Raw genomic sequence first — 18,205 nt, 5'->3', positions numbered from 1 at the left:
CGTATAGGTAAGGAGGTGATCCAGCCCCAGGTTCCCCTAGGGCTACCTTGTTACGACTTCACCCCAGTCATGAACCACAAAGTGGTGAGCGCCCCCCCGAAGGTTAAGCTACCCACTTCTTTTGCAGCCCACTCCCATGGTGTGACGGGCGGTGTGTACAAGGCCCGGGAACGTATTCACCGTGGCATTCTGATCCACGATTACTAGCGATTCCGACTTCATGGAGTCGAGTTGCAGACTCCAATCCGGACTACGACGAGCTTTGTGAGATTAGCTCCACCTCGCGGCTTTGCAACCCTCTGTACTCGCCATTGTAGCACGTGTGTAGCCCTACTCGTAAGGGCCATGATGACTTGACGTCGTCCCCACCTTCCTCCGGTTTATCACCGGCAGTCTCCCTAGAGTTCCCACCATTACGTGCTGGCAAATAAGGATAGGGGTTGCGCTCGTTGCGGGACTTAACCCAACATTTCACAACACGAGCTGACGACAGCCATGCAGCACCTGTCTCACGGTTCCCGAAGGCACAAGTCCATCTCTGGTCTCTTCCGTGGATGTCAAGAGTAGGTAAGGTTCTTCGCGTTGCATCGAATTAAACCACATGCTCCACCGCTTGTGCGGGCCCCCGTCAATTCATTTGAGTTTTAACCTTGCGGCCGTACTCCCCAGGCGGTCTACTTAATGCGTTAGCTTGAGAGCCCAGTGTTCAAGACACCAAACTCCGAGTAGACATCGTTTACGGCGTGGACTACCAGGGTATCTAATCCTGTTTGCTCCCCACGCTTTCGTGCATGAGCGTCAGTCTTTGTCCAGGGGGCCGCCTTCGCCACCGGTATTCCTCCAGATCTCTACGCATTTCACCGCTACACCTGGAATTCTACCCCCCTCTACAAGACTCTAGTTCGCCAGTTCGAAATGCTATTCCTAGGTTGAGCCCAGGGCTTTCACATCTCGCTTAACAAACCGCCTGCGCACGCTTTACGCCCAGTAATTCCGATTAACGCTCGGACCCTCCGTATTACCGCGGCTGCTGGCACGGAGTTAGCCGGTCCTTCTTCTGTAGGTAACGTCACAGATGAGCCGTATTAAGACTCACCCTTTCCTCCCTACTGAAAGTGCTTTACAACCCGAAGGCCTTCTTCACACACGCGGCATGGCTGCATCAGGGTTTCCCCCATTGTGCAATATTCCCCACTGCTGCCTCCCGTAGGAGTCTGGGCCGTGTCTCAGTCCCAGTGTGGCTGATCATCCTCTCAGAACAGCTAGGGATCGTCGCCTTGGTGAGCCATTACCTCACCAACTAGCTAATCCCACCTAGGTTCATCCAATCGCGAGAGGCCCGAAGGTCCCCCTCTTTCCCCCGTAGGGCGTATGCGGTATTAGCAGTCGTTTCCAACTGTTATCCCCCTCGACTGGGCAGATCCCTAGGCATTACTCACCCGTCCGCCGCTCGCCACCTCAGGAGTAAACTCCCTTGTGCTGCCGCTCGACTTGCATGTGTTAGGCCTGCCGCCAGCGTTCAATCTGAGCCATGATCAAACTCTTCAATTAAAGTTTTTTTGCTTCCGTCTTGCGACTTCAGCGGCTCAATGAATTCTGATTGTTGTTTCAACATTTCTTAGTTAAAAGAAGTGCCAAAACAAACTGTACATATTGCTATGAACACTCATTCATTGATTGATTTAATTCTTTGATTACTCGCCAAACGGCAGAGTAATTTCGATTAACTCAACACCTGTGAGTGTCCACACAGATTTCTTGTTTAGATTGTTAAAGAGCGTTTGACCTCATCGCTTGCGTTACCGCTCACTGGGTCAGGGCTGCGTATTCTACGCATTTCCCTCATCGCGTCAAGGTGTTTTTACAAACTTCTTGAGGCTTTCGAATCAACTGCACAATTTGCATTCGATTCGCACTGTAACCGCGCTCGCTTTCGCTGTCTGCCGTGTCAGTGGATGCGCATTATAGGCAGCGAAACTTTTTGTGCAAGCGCTTTTTTCGGGTTTTTATGATTAATTTTCAAATAGATTGTTACACCCAAGCTAGGCACAACCTACACACTCGTTATACCCAGAGTTATCCATAAACGCTGGATTTATGCGCAAAACAAACCTAACAGCGAGCCTTTATTGAGTAAACGAGTGTGTGCTAAAGATAGAAGAAAGAATAAATGAGGCGGTAAATTTGGAGCTCTACATTATTAAGCAAGATGAAGGCTATTGGTGTCAGCCGCTACTTTACACATATATAAGCTATAAAGTAGCGTGTAGTGATGCACTTATACGTACATATAAGGTACTTAACTTGCACTCCAAAGAAGCTGTCCGCAATCGGTAAGATCATACCCCCCTAAAAGAGCCGCCATTTGCCGAGTATGCCCACTGCTTAACATAGTAAAGAGTTGTTGTAGCTGCCTGCGAAAGTAAATACTTTGTGGCATCACAAAGTCGAAGGACTCCCTGATCAGTGGCACAAAGCTTAAACCGCTCTCTAAAGCAACAGACTGACAACCAAAACCAATATCTGCATCTCCACGTGCAATATAGCCTGCAAGTTCACGCTCACTATAAGCTGTGAGTATGATATTAAGCTGATCTAAACGTGCACCTTGCTTTAATAGCCACTGCTCTAGATGCTGCTGACTGCCAGCGCCGCCTTGGCGACTGACCCAGCGCCAAGGCAAACTGAGAACTTTATCCTCTTCTTGACATCTGTGGTGCATATCGGTACGCATGATCAAGCCTTGCTGACGGGAATAGCCGTGCACCATGATCCATTGTTGGTGGTTTTGATAACCTTTAAGCAATGCTGGATGACGGATATTTCTATCTTCCATACTCCCCCAGTGCAAGGTACACACATCAGCATAGCCCTTAGCTAATAACTCCAACCCCAAACGAGAGCCTGTTGCACTGTAACTAATAAGCTCACGACTACCAACCTGCGCCATCAAACGCGCCACTAACATTGACAACAGAGGATCATCACTACCAGTAATCAATAGTCTGTCAGTTAACATACCGCTATGGCAGGAGTCCATCACCCAGCGGTCAATCAGCACCTTAGGGAATAACCATTTGCCGGTGATTTTTGTTGCGGGGAGAATTCGGTCATTCGCCATCGCGTAAACCTTTTTCTCGTTAAGATCTAAATACTCAGCAACTTGCTTCGCGCTCATGTAAATCAATTCACTAGCGGATGTCATCTTATATCCTTGTCGTCTATCTCTTTTGAGTCTGGTCGCTATCTGATAAGGTCGCTATTTATCGGAGTTGGTATTCACATCAAATTCGAGATTTTCACTGCCGTGGTAGACCAAAAAATGACGCCCTTTGGCCCGAGCAATAATCGTGATACCAAGTTTTTGGGCAAGCTCCAGACCCATTTGCGTTACACCACTTCGCGACAGCAGTACAGGTATCCCCATTTTGGCGACCTTAATCACCATCTCCGAGGTTAACCGTCCTGTGGTATAGAAGATTTTGTTATCGCCCAGATCCTGCGCTAACCACATATCTCCCGCCAAGGTATCCACCGCGTTATGACGGCCAACATCTTCTACAAAAGCAAGGATCTGGTCAGCTTCACAAACACCACAACCGTGCACGGCACCTGCATTTTTGTAGGTCTCATTATATTCATTGATGTTTTTGAGCAAGCTGTAGAGCGTACTCTGCTTAAGGCTTGGGGTAGGTAGCTGAATACCATCTAAATCCTGCATAAAACTGCCATATACAGTCCCTTGACCACAGCCGGACGTAACGGTTTTTTCAGATAACTTTTGTTCGAGATCGGCGGTTTGCTCATGCGTTAATACCGCGGCAGAATTCACATCCCAATCAACAATTACAGACTCTAATTGAGCAACATCCGAGATAAAACCCTGATTTTTAAGATAACCAAGAGCTAATGACTCAGGCTTTGCCCCCAATGTCATCAGGGTCACTATCGGGCGCCAGTTCAGATAAACCGTTAAAGGTCGCTCACAGGCAACATGCTTATCAATTACCACTCCTGACTCATCCACTGCTTTGACGGCAATAGTTAACGGCACTTCAGCTTGAGTTTTTACAAAGGAAAAGCTTCGCTTGGGTAGAGAAGGATGGTCATTGGCGAGCATCTGCTGAGCAATATTAGAACTGTTATCAGAAATCATAATGTTACCGCTTTACGAGTGATGGCATCAGCATAGCAATATTTATACCTAGGTATAAAACTCAGGGCTAAATGCGTGATCCGTCGCAATACGAAACATTCTGTCGCATCAAAATGTCTCAGACAAAATGTCTATTCAGACAAAATGTCTCGCTTTTAACCCTATTTTGATGATCCACTTCAAACTAATTCCCCCTGTTTAATGGCATTAATATTGCAGTGACCTTTTATCACGATAAGCAGGGGAAATAGCGCCGGATGTTAAGGCTTATCTCCCTTACGGTTGAAACGGAGAGACAATGCAACATACTACTAGTGTTTGGCCCATGTACGTTTCACTCAAAAAAGTAGAGAAACAGGTGGGTCGTTGGACCTCAGTACAATGGGAAATCGATCATTTACTTCCCGCAACCCACGAAGCCCCCGAAGGAGCGACCTTAGTACTGCTAGAGCTGCACAAAGATGAGCGCGCCAGTTACCGCATCAACCTCGATATGGACAATGCGATGTTGTACTTAGTCTGTGATGAAATGGCAGACGGTACTTGGGTACCCGCGTTACTTTCGGCAGATCAAAATGTTGCTGCGGGCTGTCTTGAAGGCAATACGCCCGTAATCAACACGCTTATGCCTGAAGCGATTGCCTGTTGGATCGAAGCCTTTATCACTCAATATGGTGAAGTTGAAATCGCTGCTTATCGTCGTAAGCATGTGGATCACCGTAAAAATCAAGGTCCAAGCCACGATCCATTGCGGAGGGACTAATGACTGATTCAACCCCAAAGGCAAACGGTTTTTTTAGCCGTTGGAGTCAACGTCGTGAGCAAGTGGCAGCTGAAGAAGCCGCTGTTAAAACGCAAACGACTGCGGAAGAACTTGTTGATAATAAGGCAGAAGAGATCACTCAAGAGCCTACCGCTGCGCAAGAATCACAAGATGCGCGTAGCCAGGCAAATGAAGACCCTCATCGCATCCTCACGGCTGAAGATCTCCCTAATCCTGACGAGATTGAGATTGGTGGCAGTTTCGCTCAGTTTATGGGGGCGAATGTTGACCCAGCAGCAAAAACGGCAGCGCTACGCGCCCTTTGGAAACAACCGCATTTCAATGAGATAGATGGTCTCTTGGAATATGCGCTCGACTACAGTAATCAGCCGAAGCTGACGCCAGAGGTGTCCGCCGAGTTAGCCCAAAAAGTATTCCGTTTTATCACCAAAGAGAATGAAGAGTCAGACGAAGATCTGGCCTCAATCCCCAGCGATGCGGTGATGAATACAGAAAATGCAATGGAATCAAAAAACAGTGATGTCGAAACCGAATTAGCAAACACACAGATTGCGGACAATTTGGATGGGGAGACTGATGACCTACCCCAAAATGCACCAGAGCACTTAGCTCAAGAGCTAAAGCCAGTTGTTTAATGTCAGTTTAGCTAATTCTTATGTCCATAACTTTGGTATGTGAATTGCTGTACTAAGAAATAAAGACTTAGATAAAAGCAGAAAAGGCAATGACTTAGTCTCAAACCACAGCCTGAATCTGCCGAAAAACAGCTATAAAGAGCAGCCAGAGTACTGTTCAGGAACGCAATGTGAGCACTCATTTGATGACCAATCAAACCCAGCTTGCGCTAAAACAAGCGCGGCAAAATGTGTTAGCCCAAACGCAAATTTTACAGAATCTGATCCCGCCAACAGTGAGCTATACCACTGAAGGTACAGTACTAATTATTGGCCCCGAAGATCTGGCACGCCTCGCAGCGGACAAATTGTCCACTATGGCGAGCCGAGTGATTTTGGCTAATGAAGCGATAACCAGCCAAGATGAAACTCACCTTGAGCGAGTCATGGCTGCGGCAACGAATGTCGAAAGCTACTACAACAAACTCATTGGCATTAAAGGATTTTTAGGTCAATTCCAGGTCAGCGTTGAGCACCAAGATGGCGCGGCTGAATTGAGTGTTGTTGCTATTCGCAAACCCCATTTCGACTTGATCCTCGATTTAAGCAGCACACCTTGCCTGAATTTAGAGATGCTGCCGCCGGGCTATTTCTATGTCGGTCAAGACGAAGCCAAACTGGCCGATGCGCTGGAGCAACTCCCTGAACTGGTGGGCCAGTTTGATAAACCCCGTTACGTTAAAATCAATGCCGACCTATGCGCCCATGATCGTAATGGCATCAACGGCTGTAACCGTTGCCTCAACTTCTGCCCTGCCGATGCGATTAGCAGTGTCGCCAAGAAAATTGAGGTCGACCCTTACCTCTGCCACGGCGCTGGTAGCTGTGCAAGTGCCTGCCCGACGGGTGCCATTGGTTACGACTTACCGACGCCACAGGCACTGCATTCTTACCTGAATAAGATTATTAACCGTTACCGTGAGCAAGCCCAAACCGCGCCCGTGATCCTGTTCCACGACAATGCGGTTGGCGCCAGTTTGATAGGTGACGACTTAGCTGGGGATGTATTACCCGTCGCCCTAGAAGAAATCACCGTTGCCAGCATTGACCATTGGTTAGCGGCTTTAGCTTGGGGCGCACGCCAAGTGTTAATCCTCAATACCGAGGCGACAGCTCCCACACTCACGCAAATGTTGAAAGGTGAACTGGCTTTAGCCAACAGCATGTTAGATGAAATCGGCCAACCGCAGCGCCTGAGCCTTATCGACCCAAGCATGCTGGCGAATTTGGAGCCGCTGCTCGATATCAGCCTCGATTGGCCGGTGATTGTGCCGGGCGCTTTTGCATCGACCACCAAACGTAACACCTTGTTTGACGCGATTGACCATCTGAACAGCCAGGCAGGTGAAATCAACTGTAGTTTAAGTATCAACAACGTTCCCTACGGCAAAGTCAGCGTCAATGTCGAAAAATGCACTCTGTGCATGTCCTGTGTGGCGATTTGCCCGACCATGGCATTGCAAGATGGTGGCGACAAACCTGCACTACACTTTATTGAGCAAAACTGTGTGCAATGTGGCTTATGTGAGGCGGCGTGCCCTGAGAAGGTCATCAGTCTGACGCCACAAATTAACTTTGATAAAGCTGCTCGTCAGCAATTACACACCCTGAAAGAAGAAGCCCCATTCGAATGTATTCGCTGTGGCTCTCCTTTTGCGACCCAATCTATGGTGCATCGGATGCTGGATATGGTCGGCGCGCACAGCGCATTCTCAGCCAATATTGAACGACTGAAAATGTGTGGCGATTGCCGGGTAAAAGACATGTTTGAAGACATTCTTCAAGATCCTGAAAAGCAACTGCGATAAGAGATCCGCTATGACCGAATCAGTAAGACAAGTATCAGAAAACGATCAGTTGAGAGCCGATATCTATCAACTGTTAGCCGCCCTGTTGCGTCGCCATCCAAGCCCTGAACTGCTGCAATTTTTGGCCAATCTTGAAATCGACGCCAATGAAGACAATGAGATGACCAAAGCTTGGTTATCCCTGCAATTGGCAGCCCAGCAGTTCAGCAGTGAACAATTAGAAGATGAGTATTTTGCCCTGTTCCTCGGTGTAGGTTGCGGCGAAATCCTGCCCTATGGCAGCTGGTTTATGACAGGCTCACTGATGGATAAGCCCTTGGCTCTGCTACGCCAAGACTTAATGCAACTCGGTTTTGAACGTGAAGAAAACGTGAAAGAGCCGGAAGATCATGTGGCGGCTCTGTGTGAAGTGATGGGCACATTAATTCTTGAGGCTCCAGGTTATCGTCAACTAGCGTTTTACCAACGCCATATTGGCAGCTGGATTCAGCGCTTCTGCGACAACCTAGGTAAAGCACCTAGTGCCGCCTTTTACGCTACGGTCGCTCAGCTTGCTAAAGCGTTTTTCGAGATGGAAGCTGCGGAGTTTGAACAACTCAGTTTAAATATCCCAGTTAATTGCCCCGGCAGTTCAGAACTACAGCCTGCGGCTAGCGATATCGAAAAACAAGCGGAATTAATGAACTAAACTTTAGGTAATTTGCGAGCAGTATCTTGCTGTCTATCGCATATAAGTTTGATAGGCAAAGGTGGACTTAACGTTCACCTTTGCCACAAAAAGGAAGCTTAGGCTTCCACAGTAACCGAGGTGGTCGTGGTTTGTATCACCTCATTTAGTAACACAAGGAGACACTATGAAGAAGCAAGCTTCCGACATGGGCCGCCGTCAACTGCTCAAAGCATTAGCACTCGGCAGTGCGGCTGGCGCGGTAGCGACTGTGAGTAGCCAAGCATTGGCTGCGACCCCCACTGTTGCCCCAAGCGAACCTAAGAGTGACAACTATCGCGAAACCGACCATATCCGTAATTACTATGCGTCGTTGAACAACTAACCAGAGGAGTGTGTGTGATGCGATTAACCCGCAAAACAGACCAAGTTGTCGAGCCTAAAGCGCCCGCCCTCGGTCTCAATCGTCGCCAATTTTTAAAATCGGCAGGTCTTGCCACTGGTGGTATTGCTGCAGCGTCAATGCTAGGTACTGGCATGATGCGTAAAGCAGAAGCCAAAGATATCCCCCACAATGCACCGACTGAAGTTAAGCGTACCATTTGCTCTCACTGCGCAGTGGGTTGTGGTATCTATGCTGAAGTACAAAACGGTGTGTGGACAGGCCAAGAACCCGCATTTGACCATCCATTCAACCAAGGCGGTCACTGTGCTAAAGGTGCAGCTCTGCGTGAGCACGGCCATGGCGAAAAACGCCTGAAATACCCAATGAAGTTAGAAGGCGGTAAGTGGAAGAAGATCTCTTGGGATCAAGCCATCAATGAAGTGGGCGATAAGATGATGGCGATTCGCCAAGAATCAGGTCCAGATTCTATCTACTTTATGGGTAGTGCTAAGTTCTCAAATGAACAGGCTTATTTATATCGCAAATTTGCCGCATTGTGGGGCACGAACAACGTCGACCACTCAGCCCGTATTTGTCACTCTACCACAGTAGCCGGTGTTGCAAACACTTGGGGCTACGGTGCGCAAACTAACTCGATTAACGATATTCGCAACTCTAAGTGCATCATGTTTATTGGGGCAAACCCAAGTGAAGCTCATCCAGTTGCAATGCAACATATTTTGATTGGTAAAGAGCGCGGCGCCAAAATTATTGTCGTTGATCCTCGTTTCACCCGTACTGCAGCTAAATCTGATGAGTACGTGCATATCCGCCCAGGTACCGATATTCCGTTCATTTATGGCCTGTTATGGCACATTTTTGAAAATGGCTGGGAAGATAAAGAATTTATCAAGCATCGTGTTTACGGCATGGAACGTATCCGCGAAGAAGTGAAAAAGTACACCCCAGAAGAAGTTGAAAACGTAGTGGGCGTACCTAAGGCACAAATGTATCGTGTTGCCAAGATGATGGCTGAAACCAAACCCGGCACCATTATTTGGTGTATGGGTGGTACTCAGCACCACGTCGGTAATGCCAATACCCGCTCATACTGCTTATTGCAATTAGCTTTAGGTAACATGGGGGTTCCTGGTGGTGGTACTAACATTTTCCGTGGCCACGATAACGTACAAGGTGCAACTGACTTTGGTTTGTTATTCGATAACTTACCCGGTTATTACGGTTTAACCACTGCAGCATGGAACCACTGGGCCAATGTGTGGGATCTCGATCCTAAATGGGTGGCAAGCCGTTTCGACCAAGGCGAATACTTAGGTCAAACACCACAAACTTCAACCGGTATCCCCTGCTCTCGCTGGCACGATGGCGTACTTGAAGATAAAACCAAAATCGCGCAAAAGGACAATATTCGTTTAGCGTTCTTCTGGGGGCAATCGGTCAACACTGAAACCCGTGGCCGCGAAGTGCGTGAAGCACTGAATAAAATGGATACTGTGGTGGTTGTGGACCCATTCCCAACCATGGCAGGCGTGATGCATCAACGTAAGGATGGGGTGTATCTGCTACCCGCTGCGACTCAGTTTGAAACCTACGGCTCAGTGTCAGCCACAAACCGCTCAGTTCAATGGCGTTCGAAGGTGATAGAGCCGCTGTTCGAATCTCTGCCAGACCACGTGATCATGTGCAAACTCGCTAAGAAAGTAGGCATAGATAAAGAACTGTTCAAACAAATCAAAGTCAACGGTGATGAGCCATTGATTGAAGATATTACCCGCGAATTTAACAAAGGTATGTGGACAATCGGCTACACAGGACATAGCCCAGAACGCTTAAAAATGCACCAAGAAAACTGGGGTACTTTTAATGCTGACAGCCTAGAAGCACCGGGAGGTCCAGCCAAGGGTGAGACCTATGGCTTACCATGGCCATGTTGGGGCACGCCAGAAATGAAACACCCTGGCACCCAAATTCTGTATAACGAAGCCAAACATGTTAAAGATGGTGGTGGTAACTTCCGCGCCCGCTATGGTGTTGAGCACAATGGCGTCAATATTCTTGCTGAAGGAACTTACTCTAAGGGTAGTGAAATCCAAGATGGTTACCCCGAATTTACTGCCGATATGCTCAAGCAATTGGGTTGGTGGGACGATTTAACCGAAGAAGAGAAAAAACACGCTGAAGGCAAAAACTGGAAGACAGATATTTCTGGCGGCATTCAACGTGTTGCCATTAAACATGGCTGTATTCCCTACGGTAACGCGAAAGCACGTTGTATCGTTTGGACTTTCCCAGATGATATCCCACTGCATCGCGAACCACTCTACACTCCTCGTCGTGACTTAGTCGCTAAGTACCCAACCTACGAAGACCGTATGGTTGCGCGTCTACCGACACTTTATAAGTCGATTCAGGATAAGGACTTTACCCAAGGTTTCCCACTGACACTGACCTCTGGTCGTTTAGTGGAATACGAAGGTGGTGGTGAAGAATCTCGTTCTAACCCTTGGTTAGCCGAGCTACAACAAGAAATGTTTATCGAAATGAACCCGGCAGACGCTGCTGACCGTGGTATTCGTGACGGTGACAATGTCTTCGTTCATAGCCCTGAAGGCGCCAAGATCACAGTGAAGGCAATGGTGACGCCACGGGTTGTACCGGGTGAATGTTTTATGCCGTACCACTTCGCAGGGGTATTTGAAGGCGAGAGCCTAGCGAAAAACTATCCAGAAGGCACAGTGCCTTATGTGATAGGTGAGTCGGCAAACACCATTTTAACTTACGGCTATGACGTTGTGACTCAGATGCAAGAAACGAAGTCCAGCTTGTGCCAGATAAGCAAAGCCTAACCAACTTGATGAGGAGATAAGCCATTATGGCAGTCATGAAATTTTTGTGTGACACCAAACGCTGCATCGAGTGTAACGGCTGCGTCACAGCATGTAAAAACGAAAACGACTCCGCGCTGGAGTGGGGTATTCAACGTCGCCGCGTGGTGACAATTAACGATGGTCAACCAGGTGAAGCATCGATTTCAGTCGCATGTATGCACTGTACCGACGCTCCTTGCATGGCCGTATGTCCGGCAGATTGTTTCTACCGTACTGACGATGGCATTGTGCTGCACAACAAAGATACCTGTATCGGTTGTGGTTACTGCTTCTATGCCTGTCCATTCGGTGCACCGCAATTTCCGAAGAAAACCGCCTTTGGTAGCCGCGGTAAAATGGATAAGTGTACCTTCTGCGCCGGTGGCCCAGAAGAAACCTTCTCCGAAGCCGAGCACAAGAAATACGGTGCCAACCGTATTGCTGAAGGCAAGCTACCTATGTGTGCAGAGCTTTGTTCAACTAAAGCACTGCTCGCGGGTGATGCGGAAGTGGTATCAAACATTTACCGTCAACGTATGGCATCTCGAGGCAATCCTAACGTGATTTGGGGCTACAACCCAAAAACCGGTGAGATTAACTAAGCAGAGTGAAGGTTAGGGAGTGATCCCTAACCTCTGGCAAGGAGTGAAAATGTTAAACAAACAGTTAAACAAATCACTGCGCAGTCTGTTTGCTCTGATGGTACTCGTGATGGGATTGGGACTTGGCTCAGTCATGAGCGCAGGCTCAGTACTGGCAAGTGATCAGCAATCGAGCCAACAGCAGGCGAAAGCGCAAACCAGCGAAGCCGATCTGTGGCGTGCGGTAAAGTCAGGTGAAACTGGCTATACCACGGCCAAAGGGGTCGAAACTGGGGTATTGATTAACGTTGCCGGTAACCAAGGTAAAGAAATAAGGAATCAATATATCACCCCGATTATGGCCTTGGCCGTGACAGGTGTGTTTGGTGCTTTCTTACTGTTTTATCTGGTGAATGGTCCTTCAAAACTCAGCCACGGTTTCTCGGGCAAGATGGTTGTACGTTGGTCAAAGGCAGATTTGTGGATCCATTGGATCATGGCAATTAGCTGTCTTGCACTGATGTTTACTGGCTTAACTATTATGCTCGGTAAGCATGTCGTGCAGGAACTGCTTGGGCCAGATATCTGGGCACCACTGATCTACGGTAGTAAAACTGTACATGACTGGGCTGGCCCCGTCTTTATCATGGCGTGGATTGTCTGCGTAGTGAAATGGATGCCACTTCAAACCTTTAAGATGTACGATCTTAAATGGTTCTTAGTGGTCGGTGGCTATATCAACTTTGGCCCATTCAAAGGTAAACACCCTGACAGTGGTTTTGCCAACGCCGGTGAGAAAATGTGGTTCTGGACACTGACCCTATTCGGGCTGTTTATCAGTGTGTCTGGCATCATGTTGGTATTACCCGGCTTAGACCTACCCCGTGAAGCCTCGATGGGCGCGCTGCTGATCCACTCGATCAGTGCCGTTATCCTGATTGCCTTTACTATTGTGCATATTTGGATGGCAACGGTGCTCAGTGAAGGTGGTATGGAGTGCATGAAGTCAGGCTATTGTGATGAAAACTGGGCTATCCAGCATCACAACCTTTGGTATGACGAAATCAAAGCCAACGGCAGTTTGCGTTATAAAGACTAACGCAAGGGGTTATACTTAACCCGATAAAAACACCTCGCACTGCGGGGTGTTTTTTTATCCAAACCAAACCAACAACTTATTAACAAACATTTTGTTTTGAAGTAGAAATCGGGCATTTTTGTCATCTCAAATAAACCGCCAAAGCATGAGCAAGTTAACGCTTTTGGATTGGCGTATCATCTTCTGTTACCGCAAACTGTTCTAGATCAAATCCTACTCAATCTTTTCCTACTATATTGCCGTCACGCGCGATGATTAACGGCAAGCAAGATGATTTTATTATCTTTTCCACCTCTAATCTTCACTTTTTGATAACAAGCACCACTCCTCGAAAAGTCGCGCCATCCCAAGAACCATAACCCCTATTTCAGGAGTCAGCATGAAGCAACAACCTAGCGATTTAACTCGCCGTTCTTTGCTTAAAGCACTCACCGTTGGCAGCGTAGCCGGCGCCGCAATTGCCGCTACCGGCATCAGTGCAGCCCAAGCCAGCGAGAGCAGCAAGGTAACAACTAAAGAACCTAAGGGTTACCACGAAACTGCGCACATTATCAGCTATTACGATAGCCTGCGTAGCTAATCTAGGAGAAGTCAGCGATGAAGTTAACTCGCAAGTCCGATGTCGCCAAAGTGGCCGACAAACCGACGTTAGGCATTAGCCGTCGTCAATTTATGAAGCAAGCTGGTATTGCTACTGGTGGTATCGCAGCCGCTTCTCTGATGGGTACTGGCATGATGCGCCGCGCAGAAGCCAAAGATGTACCGCACGATGCGCCTATCGAAGTTAAACGTACGATTTGTAGTGCCTGTGCCGTCGGTTGCGGTCTATATGCCGAAGTACAAAACGGTGTATGGACAGGTCAGGAACCCGCATTTGATCACCCATTCAACGCCGGCGGTCACTGCGCTAAAGGTGCTGCACTGCGTGAGCATGGCCACGGTGAAAAACGCCTGAAATACCCAATGAAATTGGTTGATGGCAAGTGGAAAAAAATCTCTTGGGAAGATGCGATTAACGAAGTGGGCGACCAAATGCTCAACATTCGTAAAGAATCTGGCCCAGACTCAGTGTACTTCATGGGTAGTGCTAAGTTTTCTAACGAAGGCTGCTATATGTACCGCAAACTGGCGGCCATGTGGGGCACAAACAACGTCGACCACTCTGCTCGTATTTGTCACTCTACCACGGTAGCCGGTGTTGCTAACACTTGGGGTTACGGTGCGCAAACAAACTCTTTCAACGATATTCAGAATGCCAATGCTATCTTCCTGATCGGGGCAAACCCAGCGGAAGCGCATCCGGTTTCAATGCAACACATTCTGATCGCTAAAGAGAAAAACAACGCGAAAATCATCGTCGTTGATCCACGTTTCTCTCGCACAGCAGCGCACTCAGATCTGCACTGTGCAATTCGTCCTGGTACTGATATTCCGTTTATCTACGGTATGTTATGGCACATTTTCGAAAACGGTTGGGAAGATAAAACCTTTATCAAACAACGCGTATTCGAGATGGAAAGTATCCGCAGAGAAGTGAAAAAATTCCCTCCAAAAGAAGTGGCGGATATCACTGGCGTAAGCGAAGAAGTGGTTTATCAAGCCGCTAAACTGATGGCCGATAATCGTCCTGGTACTGTGATTTGGTGTATGGGAGGTACTCAGCATCACGTCGGTAACGCTAACACTCGTGCTTACTGTATTCTGCAATTAGCCTTAGGCAACATGGGCGTATCTGGCGGCGGTACTAACATTTTCCGTGGTCACGATAACGTACAAGGTGCGACTGACTTAGGTCTGTTATTCGATAACTTACCAGGTTACTACGGTTTAACCTCTGCGGCTTGGACTCACTGGACCCACGTGTGGGATCTAGATATGGAATGGGTGAAGAGCCGTTTCGATCAAAACGCCTACTTAGGCAAAGATCCAATGACCACTCCAGGTATTCCTTGTTCTCGCTGGCACGATGGCGTGTTAGAAGACAAGAGCAAACTGGCTCAGAAAGACAATATCCGTATGGCCTTCTTCTGGGGTCAATCGGTCAACACTGAAACCCGTCAACGTGAAGTGCGTGATGCCTTAGACAAGATGGATACAGTCGTCGTTGTCGACCCATTCCCAACAATGGCAGGTGTTATGCACCGTCGTAAGAATGGCGTGTACCTGTTACCTGCTGCGACTCAGTTTGAAACACAAGGTTCAGTGTCTAACTCAGGCCGTTCTATCCAATGGCGTGAGCAGGTTATCCAACCTTTATTCGAGTCAAAAACCGACATCGAAATCATGTACCGTTTAGCGCAAAAACTCGGTATTGACGAGCAGTACACTAAACGCATCGCCAAAGAAAACGGCTTACCAGTAATCGAAGACATTACTCGCGAAATTAACCGCGGTATGTGGACTATCGGTATGACAGGTCAAAGCCCAGAGCGTATCAAGTTGCACACCCAAAACTGGGGCACCTTCAGCAATAAAACGCTTGAAGCCGCAGGTGGTCCTGCGAAGGGCGAAACCTACGGTTTACCTTGGCCATGTTGGGGTACACCAGAGGCGAAACACCCTGGTACCCAAATTCTGTATAACCAAGCCAAACACGTAAAAGACGGCGGCGGTAACTTCCGTGCTCGTTATGGTGTTGAATACAACGGTCAAAGCATTTTGGCGGATGGCACTTACTCTAAGGGTGCGGAAATCCAAGATGGTTATCCTGAGTTTACTGCCGATATGCTCAAGCAATTGGGCTGGTGGGATGATCTGACTGCGGAAGAAAAAGCCGAAGCCGAAGGCCGCAACTGGAAGACCGACTTATCAGGCGGTATCGTGCGCGTGGCAATTAAGCACGGTTGTATCCCATTTGGTAACGCCAAAGCCCGTTGTATTGTTTGGACCTTCCCAGACCAAGTACCAGTGCACCGCGAGCCGTTATACACCGCACGCCGTGACTTAGTCGCTAAGTACCCAACCTACGACGATATGCAAGTTCATCGTCTACCAACACTGTACAAGTCAATCCAAGAGAAAGACTTCAGCGGTAAATATCCATTAGTACTGACCTCTGGTCGTTTAGTGGAATATGAAGGTGGTGGTGAAGAGTCTCGTTCTAACCCATGGCTGGCTGAGCTTCAACAGGAAATGTTTGTTGAAATCAACCCAGGTGACGCTGCCGACCGCGGTATCCGCAACGGTGAGTTTGTATGGTTAGAGGGCGCCGAAGGTGGCCGCATTAAAGTACAAGCCATGGTAACGCCACGCGTTAAACCAGGTGTGACCTTTATGCCTTACCACTTTGCGGGTGTGATGCACGGCGAAAGCTTAGCGCCTAACTACCCTGAGGGCACAGTGCCTTACGTTATCGGTGAATCCTGTAACACAGCACTGACCTATGGTTATGACCCTGTGACCCAAATGCAGGAAACCAAAGCGTCGCTCTGTCAGATCGTTAAAGCGTAAGTGCAGCTTAAGCTAGGAGAATTGCCACTATGGCTACAATGAAATTTTTGTGTGATACCAAGCGCTGCATCGAATGTAACGGCTGTGTCACCGCATGTAAAAACGAAAACGACTCCGCTCTCGAGTGGGGTATCCAACGCCGCCGCGTGGTAACCATCAACGATGGTCAACCAGGTGAGGCATCAATCTCTGTCGCCTGTATGCATTGCTCAGATGCACCATGTATGGCGGTTTGCCCAGCAAACTGCTTCTACAGAACAGATGACGGCATTGTGCTACATAACAAAGATGCCTGTATTGGTTGCGGTTACTGCTTGTACGCCTGCCCATTTGGCGCACCACAGTTCCCGAAAAAAGGTGCCTTTGGTAGCCGCGGTAAGATGGATAAATGTACCTTCTGTGCCGGTGGCCCAGAAGAAAACCACTCAGAGGCAGAGCGCCAGAAGTACGGTTCAAACCGTATTGCCGAAGGCAAACTGCCAATGTGCGCAGAACTCTGCGCCACTAAAGCCTTATTAGCGGGTGATGCAGAAGTTGTTTCGAACATCTTCCGTGAGCGCGTGGCTTACCGTGGTGCTAAAAACGCGGCTTGGAATTAATTCAGGTCACAGGATCTGTCCACAGACTTAGCTTGGCGCCTGCTTGCAGGCGCCACTAAGCGAGAGAGGATGTATGATGAACAAATGGTTCAAACACATAGGTTTAGCCATAGCACTGCTATTTAGTGCCGTGTGTCTAGCCAATGGTGGTGATGGACAGGCGATCCAACCTCAAGCCTCTGATGCCCAAATTTGGGCACAGCTGAAGGATGGCGCGACGGGATACACTACCTCACAAAGCGAGTTCCACGCACAGCCGATCAATACTTATGATCTACGGGTGTTGGAGCTGCGTAGCGACTGGTTAGCGCCGGCTTTAATGGCAGCGCTATTCGGCATGATCATTATCTTTGTCTTATTTATCAAGGTGAACGGCATTTCTAAGCTACACCATGGTTTTTCAGGCAAGTTAGTGCATCGTTGGTCTAAATTCGACGTTTCTATTCACTGGTTAGGTGCGATTCCGTGCTTACTATTGATATTAACGGGCTTAACCTTATTAGCAGGTCGCTTCTTCTTCCAACCTTGGTTGGGCGAAGGCATCTGGGAAGCTATCGTCTATGGCGCTAAGCAAATCCATGATGTGATGGCGATTCCGTTTATGATCGGCTGGGCATTGATGACAGTGTTATGGGCGAAGAACCAGCTGCCAAAAATGTACGACGTGAAGTGGTTCCTGGTTGTTGGTGGTTACATCAACTTTGGTCCATTCAAAGGTAAACACCCTGATGCAGGCTTTGCTAACGCCGGTGAAAAAATGTGGTTCTGGGCCTTTGCCCTGTTTGGATTAGTGATTTCAGCCTCAGGCATGTTGTTACTGTTCCCAAATCTTTTCGAACCAAGCCGCACCTTAAGCTTGATCGCGCTGGTATTGCACTCAGTGAGCGCTATTGTGATCTGTGCTTTCTCTATCGTGCATATCTTCATGGCAACGGTAATGTCCGAAGGCGGTATGGAGTGTATGGTGTCTGGTTATTGTGATGAAAACTGGGCAACCCAACACCACAACCTGTGGTACGACGAAATCAAAGCTAACGGCACGTTGAAATATAAAGAGTAAAAGTCGCTGAAAATAAAAAACCTCCACAGCATATTGTGGAGGTTTTTTTATGGG

At 48.2% G+C, this 18,205-nt stretch carries 14 protein-coding genes and 1 rRNA gene; 12 read left to right on the top strand and 3 right to left on the bottom strand.

Annotated elements, in window-relative coordinates; all coding sequences use genetic code 11:
• Window positions 1-8 precede the first annotated feature (8 nt).
• The 3 genes from KXJ80_RS03495 to KXJ80_RS03485 form a co-directional block, all read right to left on the bottom strand.
• Window positions 9-1,551: ribosomal RNA gene (locus tag KXJ80_RS03495) — 16S ribosomal RNA — on the bottom strand.
• Between the two features lie 748 nt (window positions 1,552-2,299).
• Complete coding sequence (locus tag KXJ80_RS03490) at window positions 2,300-3,205, bottom strand: substrate-binding domain-containing protein (protein ID WP_037423474.1); 906 nt, start codon at window positions 3,203-3,205, stop codon at window positions 2,300-2,302.
• Between the two features lie 54 nt (window positions 3,206-3,259).
• On the bottom strand, window positions 3,260-4,156 hold the full coding sequence (locus tag KXJ80_RS03485) for a formate dehydrogenase accessory sulfurtransferase FdhD (RefSeq protein WP_259474525.1): 897 nt from the start codon (window positions 4,154-4,156) through the stop codon (window positions 3,260-3,262).
• A gap of 298 nt (window positions 4,157-4,454) precedes the next feature.
• Between KXJ80_RS03485 and KXJ80_RS03480 the strand changes: the two genes are divergently transcribed.
• From KXJ80_RS03480 to KXJ80_RS03425, 12 genes are all read left to right on the top strand, one after another.
• Window positions 4,455-4,919: a DUF3305 domain-containing protein gene (locus tag KXJ80_RS03480; RefSeq protein ID WP_037423466.1), complete on the top strand. Its 465-nt coding sequence runs from the start codon at window positions 4,455-4,457 to the stop codon at window positions 4,917-4,919.
• Window positions 4,919-5,575, top strand: a complete 657-nt coding sequence (locus KXJ80_RS03475; protein ID WP_218737835.1) for a DUF3306 domain-containing protein — start codon at window positions 4,919-4,921, stop codon at window positions 5,573-5,575. Before KXJ80_RS03480 ends, KXJ80_RS03475 begins: the two co-directional genes overlap by 1 nt.
• Window positions 5,576-5,760: 185 nt before the next feature.
• Window positions 5,761-7,422, top strand: a complete 1,662-nt coding sequence (locus tag KXJ80_RS03470) for a 4Fe-4S binding protein (RefSeq protein WP_218737961.1) — start codon at window positions 5,761-5,763, stop codon at window positions 7,420-7,422.
• Window positions 7,423-7,432: 10 nt separating this feature from the next.
• Complete coding sequence (locus KXJ80_RS03465; protein WP_218737834.1) at window positions 7,433-8,110, top strand: TorD/DmsD family molecular chaperone; 678 nt, start codon at window positions 7,433-7,435, stop codon at window positions 8,108-8,110.
• A 166-nt stretch (window positions 8,111-8,276) separates the two neighbouring features.
• Window positions 8,277-8,474, top strand: a complete 198-nt coding sequence (locus tag KXJ80_RS03460) for a twin-arginine translocation signal domain-containing protein (RefSeq protein WP_011074127.1) — start codon at window positions 8,277-8,279, stop codon at window positions 8,472-8,474.
• Between the two features lie 17 nt (window positions 8,475-8,491).
• Window positions 8,492-11,341: a molybdopterin-dependent oxidoreductase gene (locus KXJ80_RS03455; RefSeq protein ID WP_037429190.1), complete on the top strand. Its 2,850-nt coding sequence runs from the start codon at window positions 8,492-8,494 to the stop codon at window positions 11,339-11,341.
• A gap of 26 nt (window positions 11,342-11,367) precedes the next feature.
• The gene (gene fdh3B / locus KXJ80_RS03450; protein WP_007651894.1) at window positions 11,368-11,964 is read left to right on the top strand and encodes a formate dehydrogenase FDH3 subunit beta; all 597 of its coding nucleotides are present in this window, start codon (window positions 11,368-11,370) and stop codon (window positions 11,962-11,964) included.
• Between the two features lie 49 nt (window positions 11,965-12,013).
• Complete coding sequence (locus KXJ80_RS03445; protein WP_037423454.1) at window positions 12,014-13,042, top strand: formate dehydrogenase subunit gamma; 1,029 nt, start codon at window positions 12,014-12,016, stop codon at window positions 13,040-13,042.
• A 379-nt stretch (window positions 13,043-13,421) separates the two neighbouring features.
• Window positions 13,422-13,622, top strand: a complete 201-nt coding sequence (locus KXJ80_RS03440; protein WP_037423451.1) for a twin-arginine translocation signal domain-containing protein — start codon at window positions 13,422-13,424, stop codon at window positions 13,620-13,622.
• Window positions 13,623-13,639: 17 nt separating this feature from the next.
• Window positions 13,640-16,492, top strand: a complete 2,853-nt coding sequence (locus KXJ80_RS03435; protein ID WP_218737833.1) for a molybdopterin-dependent oxidoreductase — start codon at window positions 13,640-13,642, stop codon at window positions 16,490-16,492.
• 29 nt (window positions 16,493-16,521) lie between these two features.
• Entirely contained in the window at window positions 16,522-17,091 is a 570-nt protein-coding gene (fdh3B, locus tag KXJ80_RS03430) for a formate dehydrogenase FDH3 subunit beta (protein ID WP_037423445.1), read from the top strand.
• A gap of 76 nt (window positions 17,092-17,167) precedes the next feature.
• Window positions 17,168-18,151 (top strand): formate dehydrogenase subunit gamma, encoded by a 984-nt coding sequence (locus KXJ80_RS03425; RefSeq protein WP_172587355.1) that lies wholly within the window; start codon window positions 17,168-17,170, stop codon window positions 18,149-18,151.
• The last annotated feature ends 54 nt before the right edge of the window (window positions 18,152-18,205 follow it).

The sequence above is a fragment of the Shewanella xiamenensis genome, assembly GCF_024971755.1.
In the GTDB taxonomy this organism is placed as follows: domain Bacteria; phylum Pseudomonadota; class Gammaproteobacteria; order Enterobacterales; family Shewanellaceae; genus Shewanella; species Shewanella xiamenensis.
The sequence above is the reverse complement of the archived record's forward strand: the minus strand, read 5'-3'. Positions and strand labels throughout refer to the sequence as shown.

Coding starts and splice junctions, on each gene's coding strand:
- KXJ80_RS03490 (WP_037423474.1), bottom strand. CDS start 3,205: ATGACATCCGCTAGTGAATTGATTTACATGAGCGCGAAGCAAGTTGCT.
- KXJ80_RS03485 (WP_259474525.1), bottom strand. CDS start 4,156: ATGATTTCTGATAACAGTTCTAATATTGCTCAGCAGATGCTCGCCAAT.
- KXJ80_RS03480 (WP_037423466.1), top strand. CDS start 4,455: ATGCAACATACTACTAGTGTTTGGCCCATGTACGTTTCACTCAAAAAA.
- KXJ80_RS03475 (WP_218737835.1), top strand. CDS start 4,919: ATGACTGATTCAACCCCAAAGGCAAACGGTTTTTTTAGCCGTTGGAGT.
- KXJ80_RS03470 (WP_218737961.1), top strand. CDS start 5,761: ATGACCAATCAAACCCAGCTTGCGCTAAAACAAGCGCGGCAAAATGTG.
- KXJ80_RS03465 (WP_218737834.1), top strand. CDS start 7,433: ATGACCGAATCAGTAAGACAAGTATCAGAAAACGATCAGTTGAGAGCC.
- KXJ80_RS03460 (WP_011074127.1), top strand. CDS start 8,277: ATGAAGAAGCAAGCTTCCGACATGGGCCGCCGTCAACTGCTCAAAGCA.
- KXJ80_RS03455 (WP_037429190.1), top strand. CDS start 8,492: ATGCGATTAACCCGCAAAACAGACCAAGTTGTCGAGCCTAAAGCGCCC.
- fdh3B (WP_007651894.1), top strand. CDS start 11,368: ATGGCAGTCATGAAATTTTTGTGTGACACCAAACGCTGCATCGAGTGT.
- KXJ80_RS03445 (WP_037423454.1), top strand. CDS start 12,014: ATGTTAAACAAACAGTTAAACAAATCACTGCGCAGTCTGTTTGCTCTG.
- KXJ80_RS03440 (WP_037423451.1), top strand. CDS start 13,422: ATGAAGCAACAACCTAGCGATTTAACTCGCCGTTCTTTGCTTAAAGCA.
- KXJ80_RS03435 (WP_218737833.1), top strand. CDS start 13,640: ATGAAGTTAACTCGCAAGTCCGATGTCGCCAAAGTGGCCGACAAACCG.
- fdh3B (WP_037423445.1), top strand. CDS start 16,522: ATGGCTACAATGAAATTTTTGTGTGATACCAAGCGCTGCATCGAATGT.
- KXJ80_RS03425 (WP_172587355.1), top strand. CDS start 17,168: ATGAACAAATGGTTCAAACACATAGGTTTAGCCATAGCACTGCTATTT.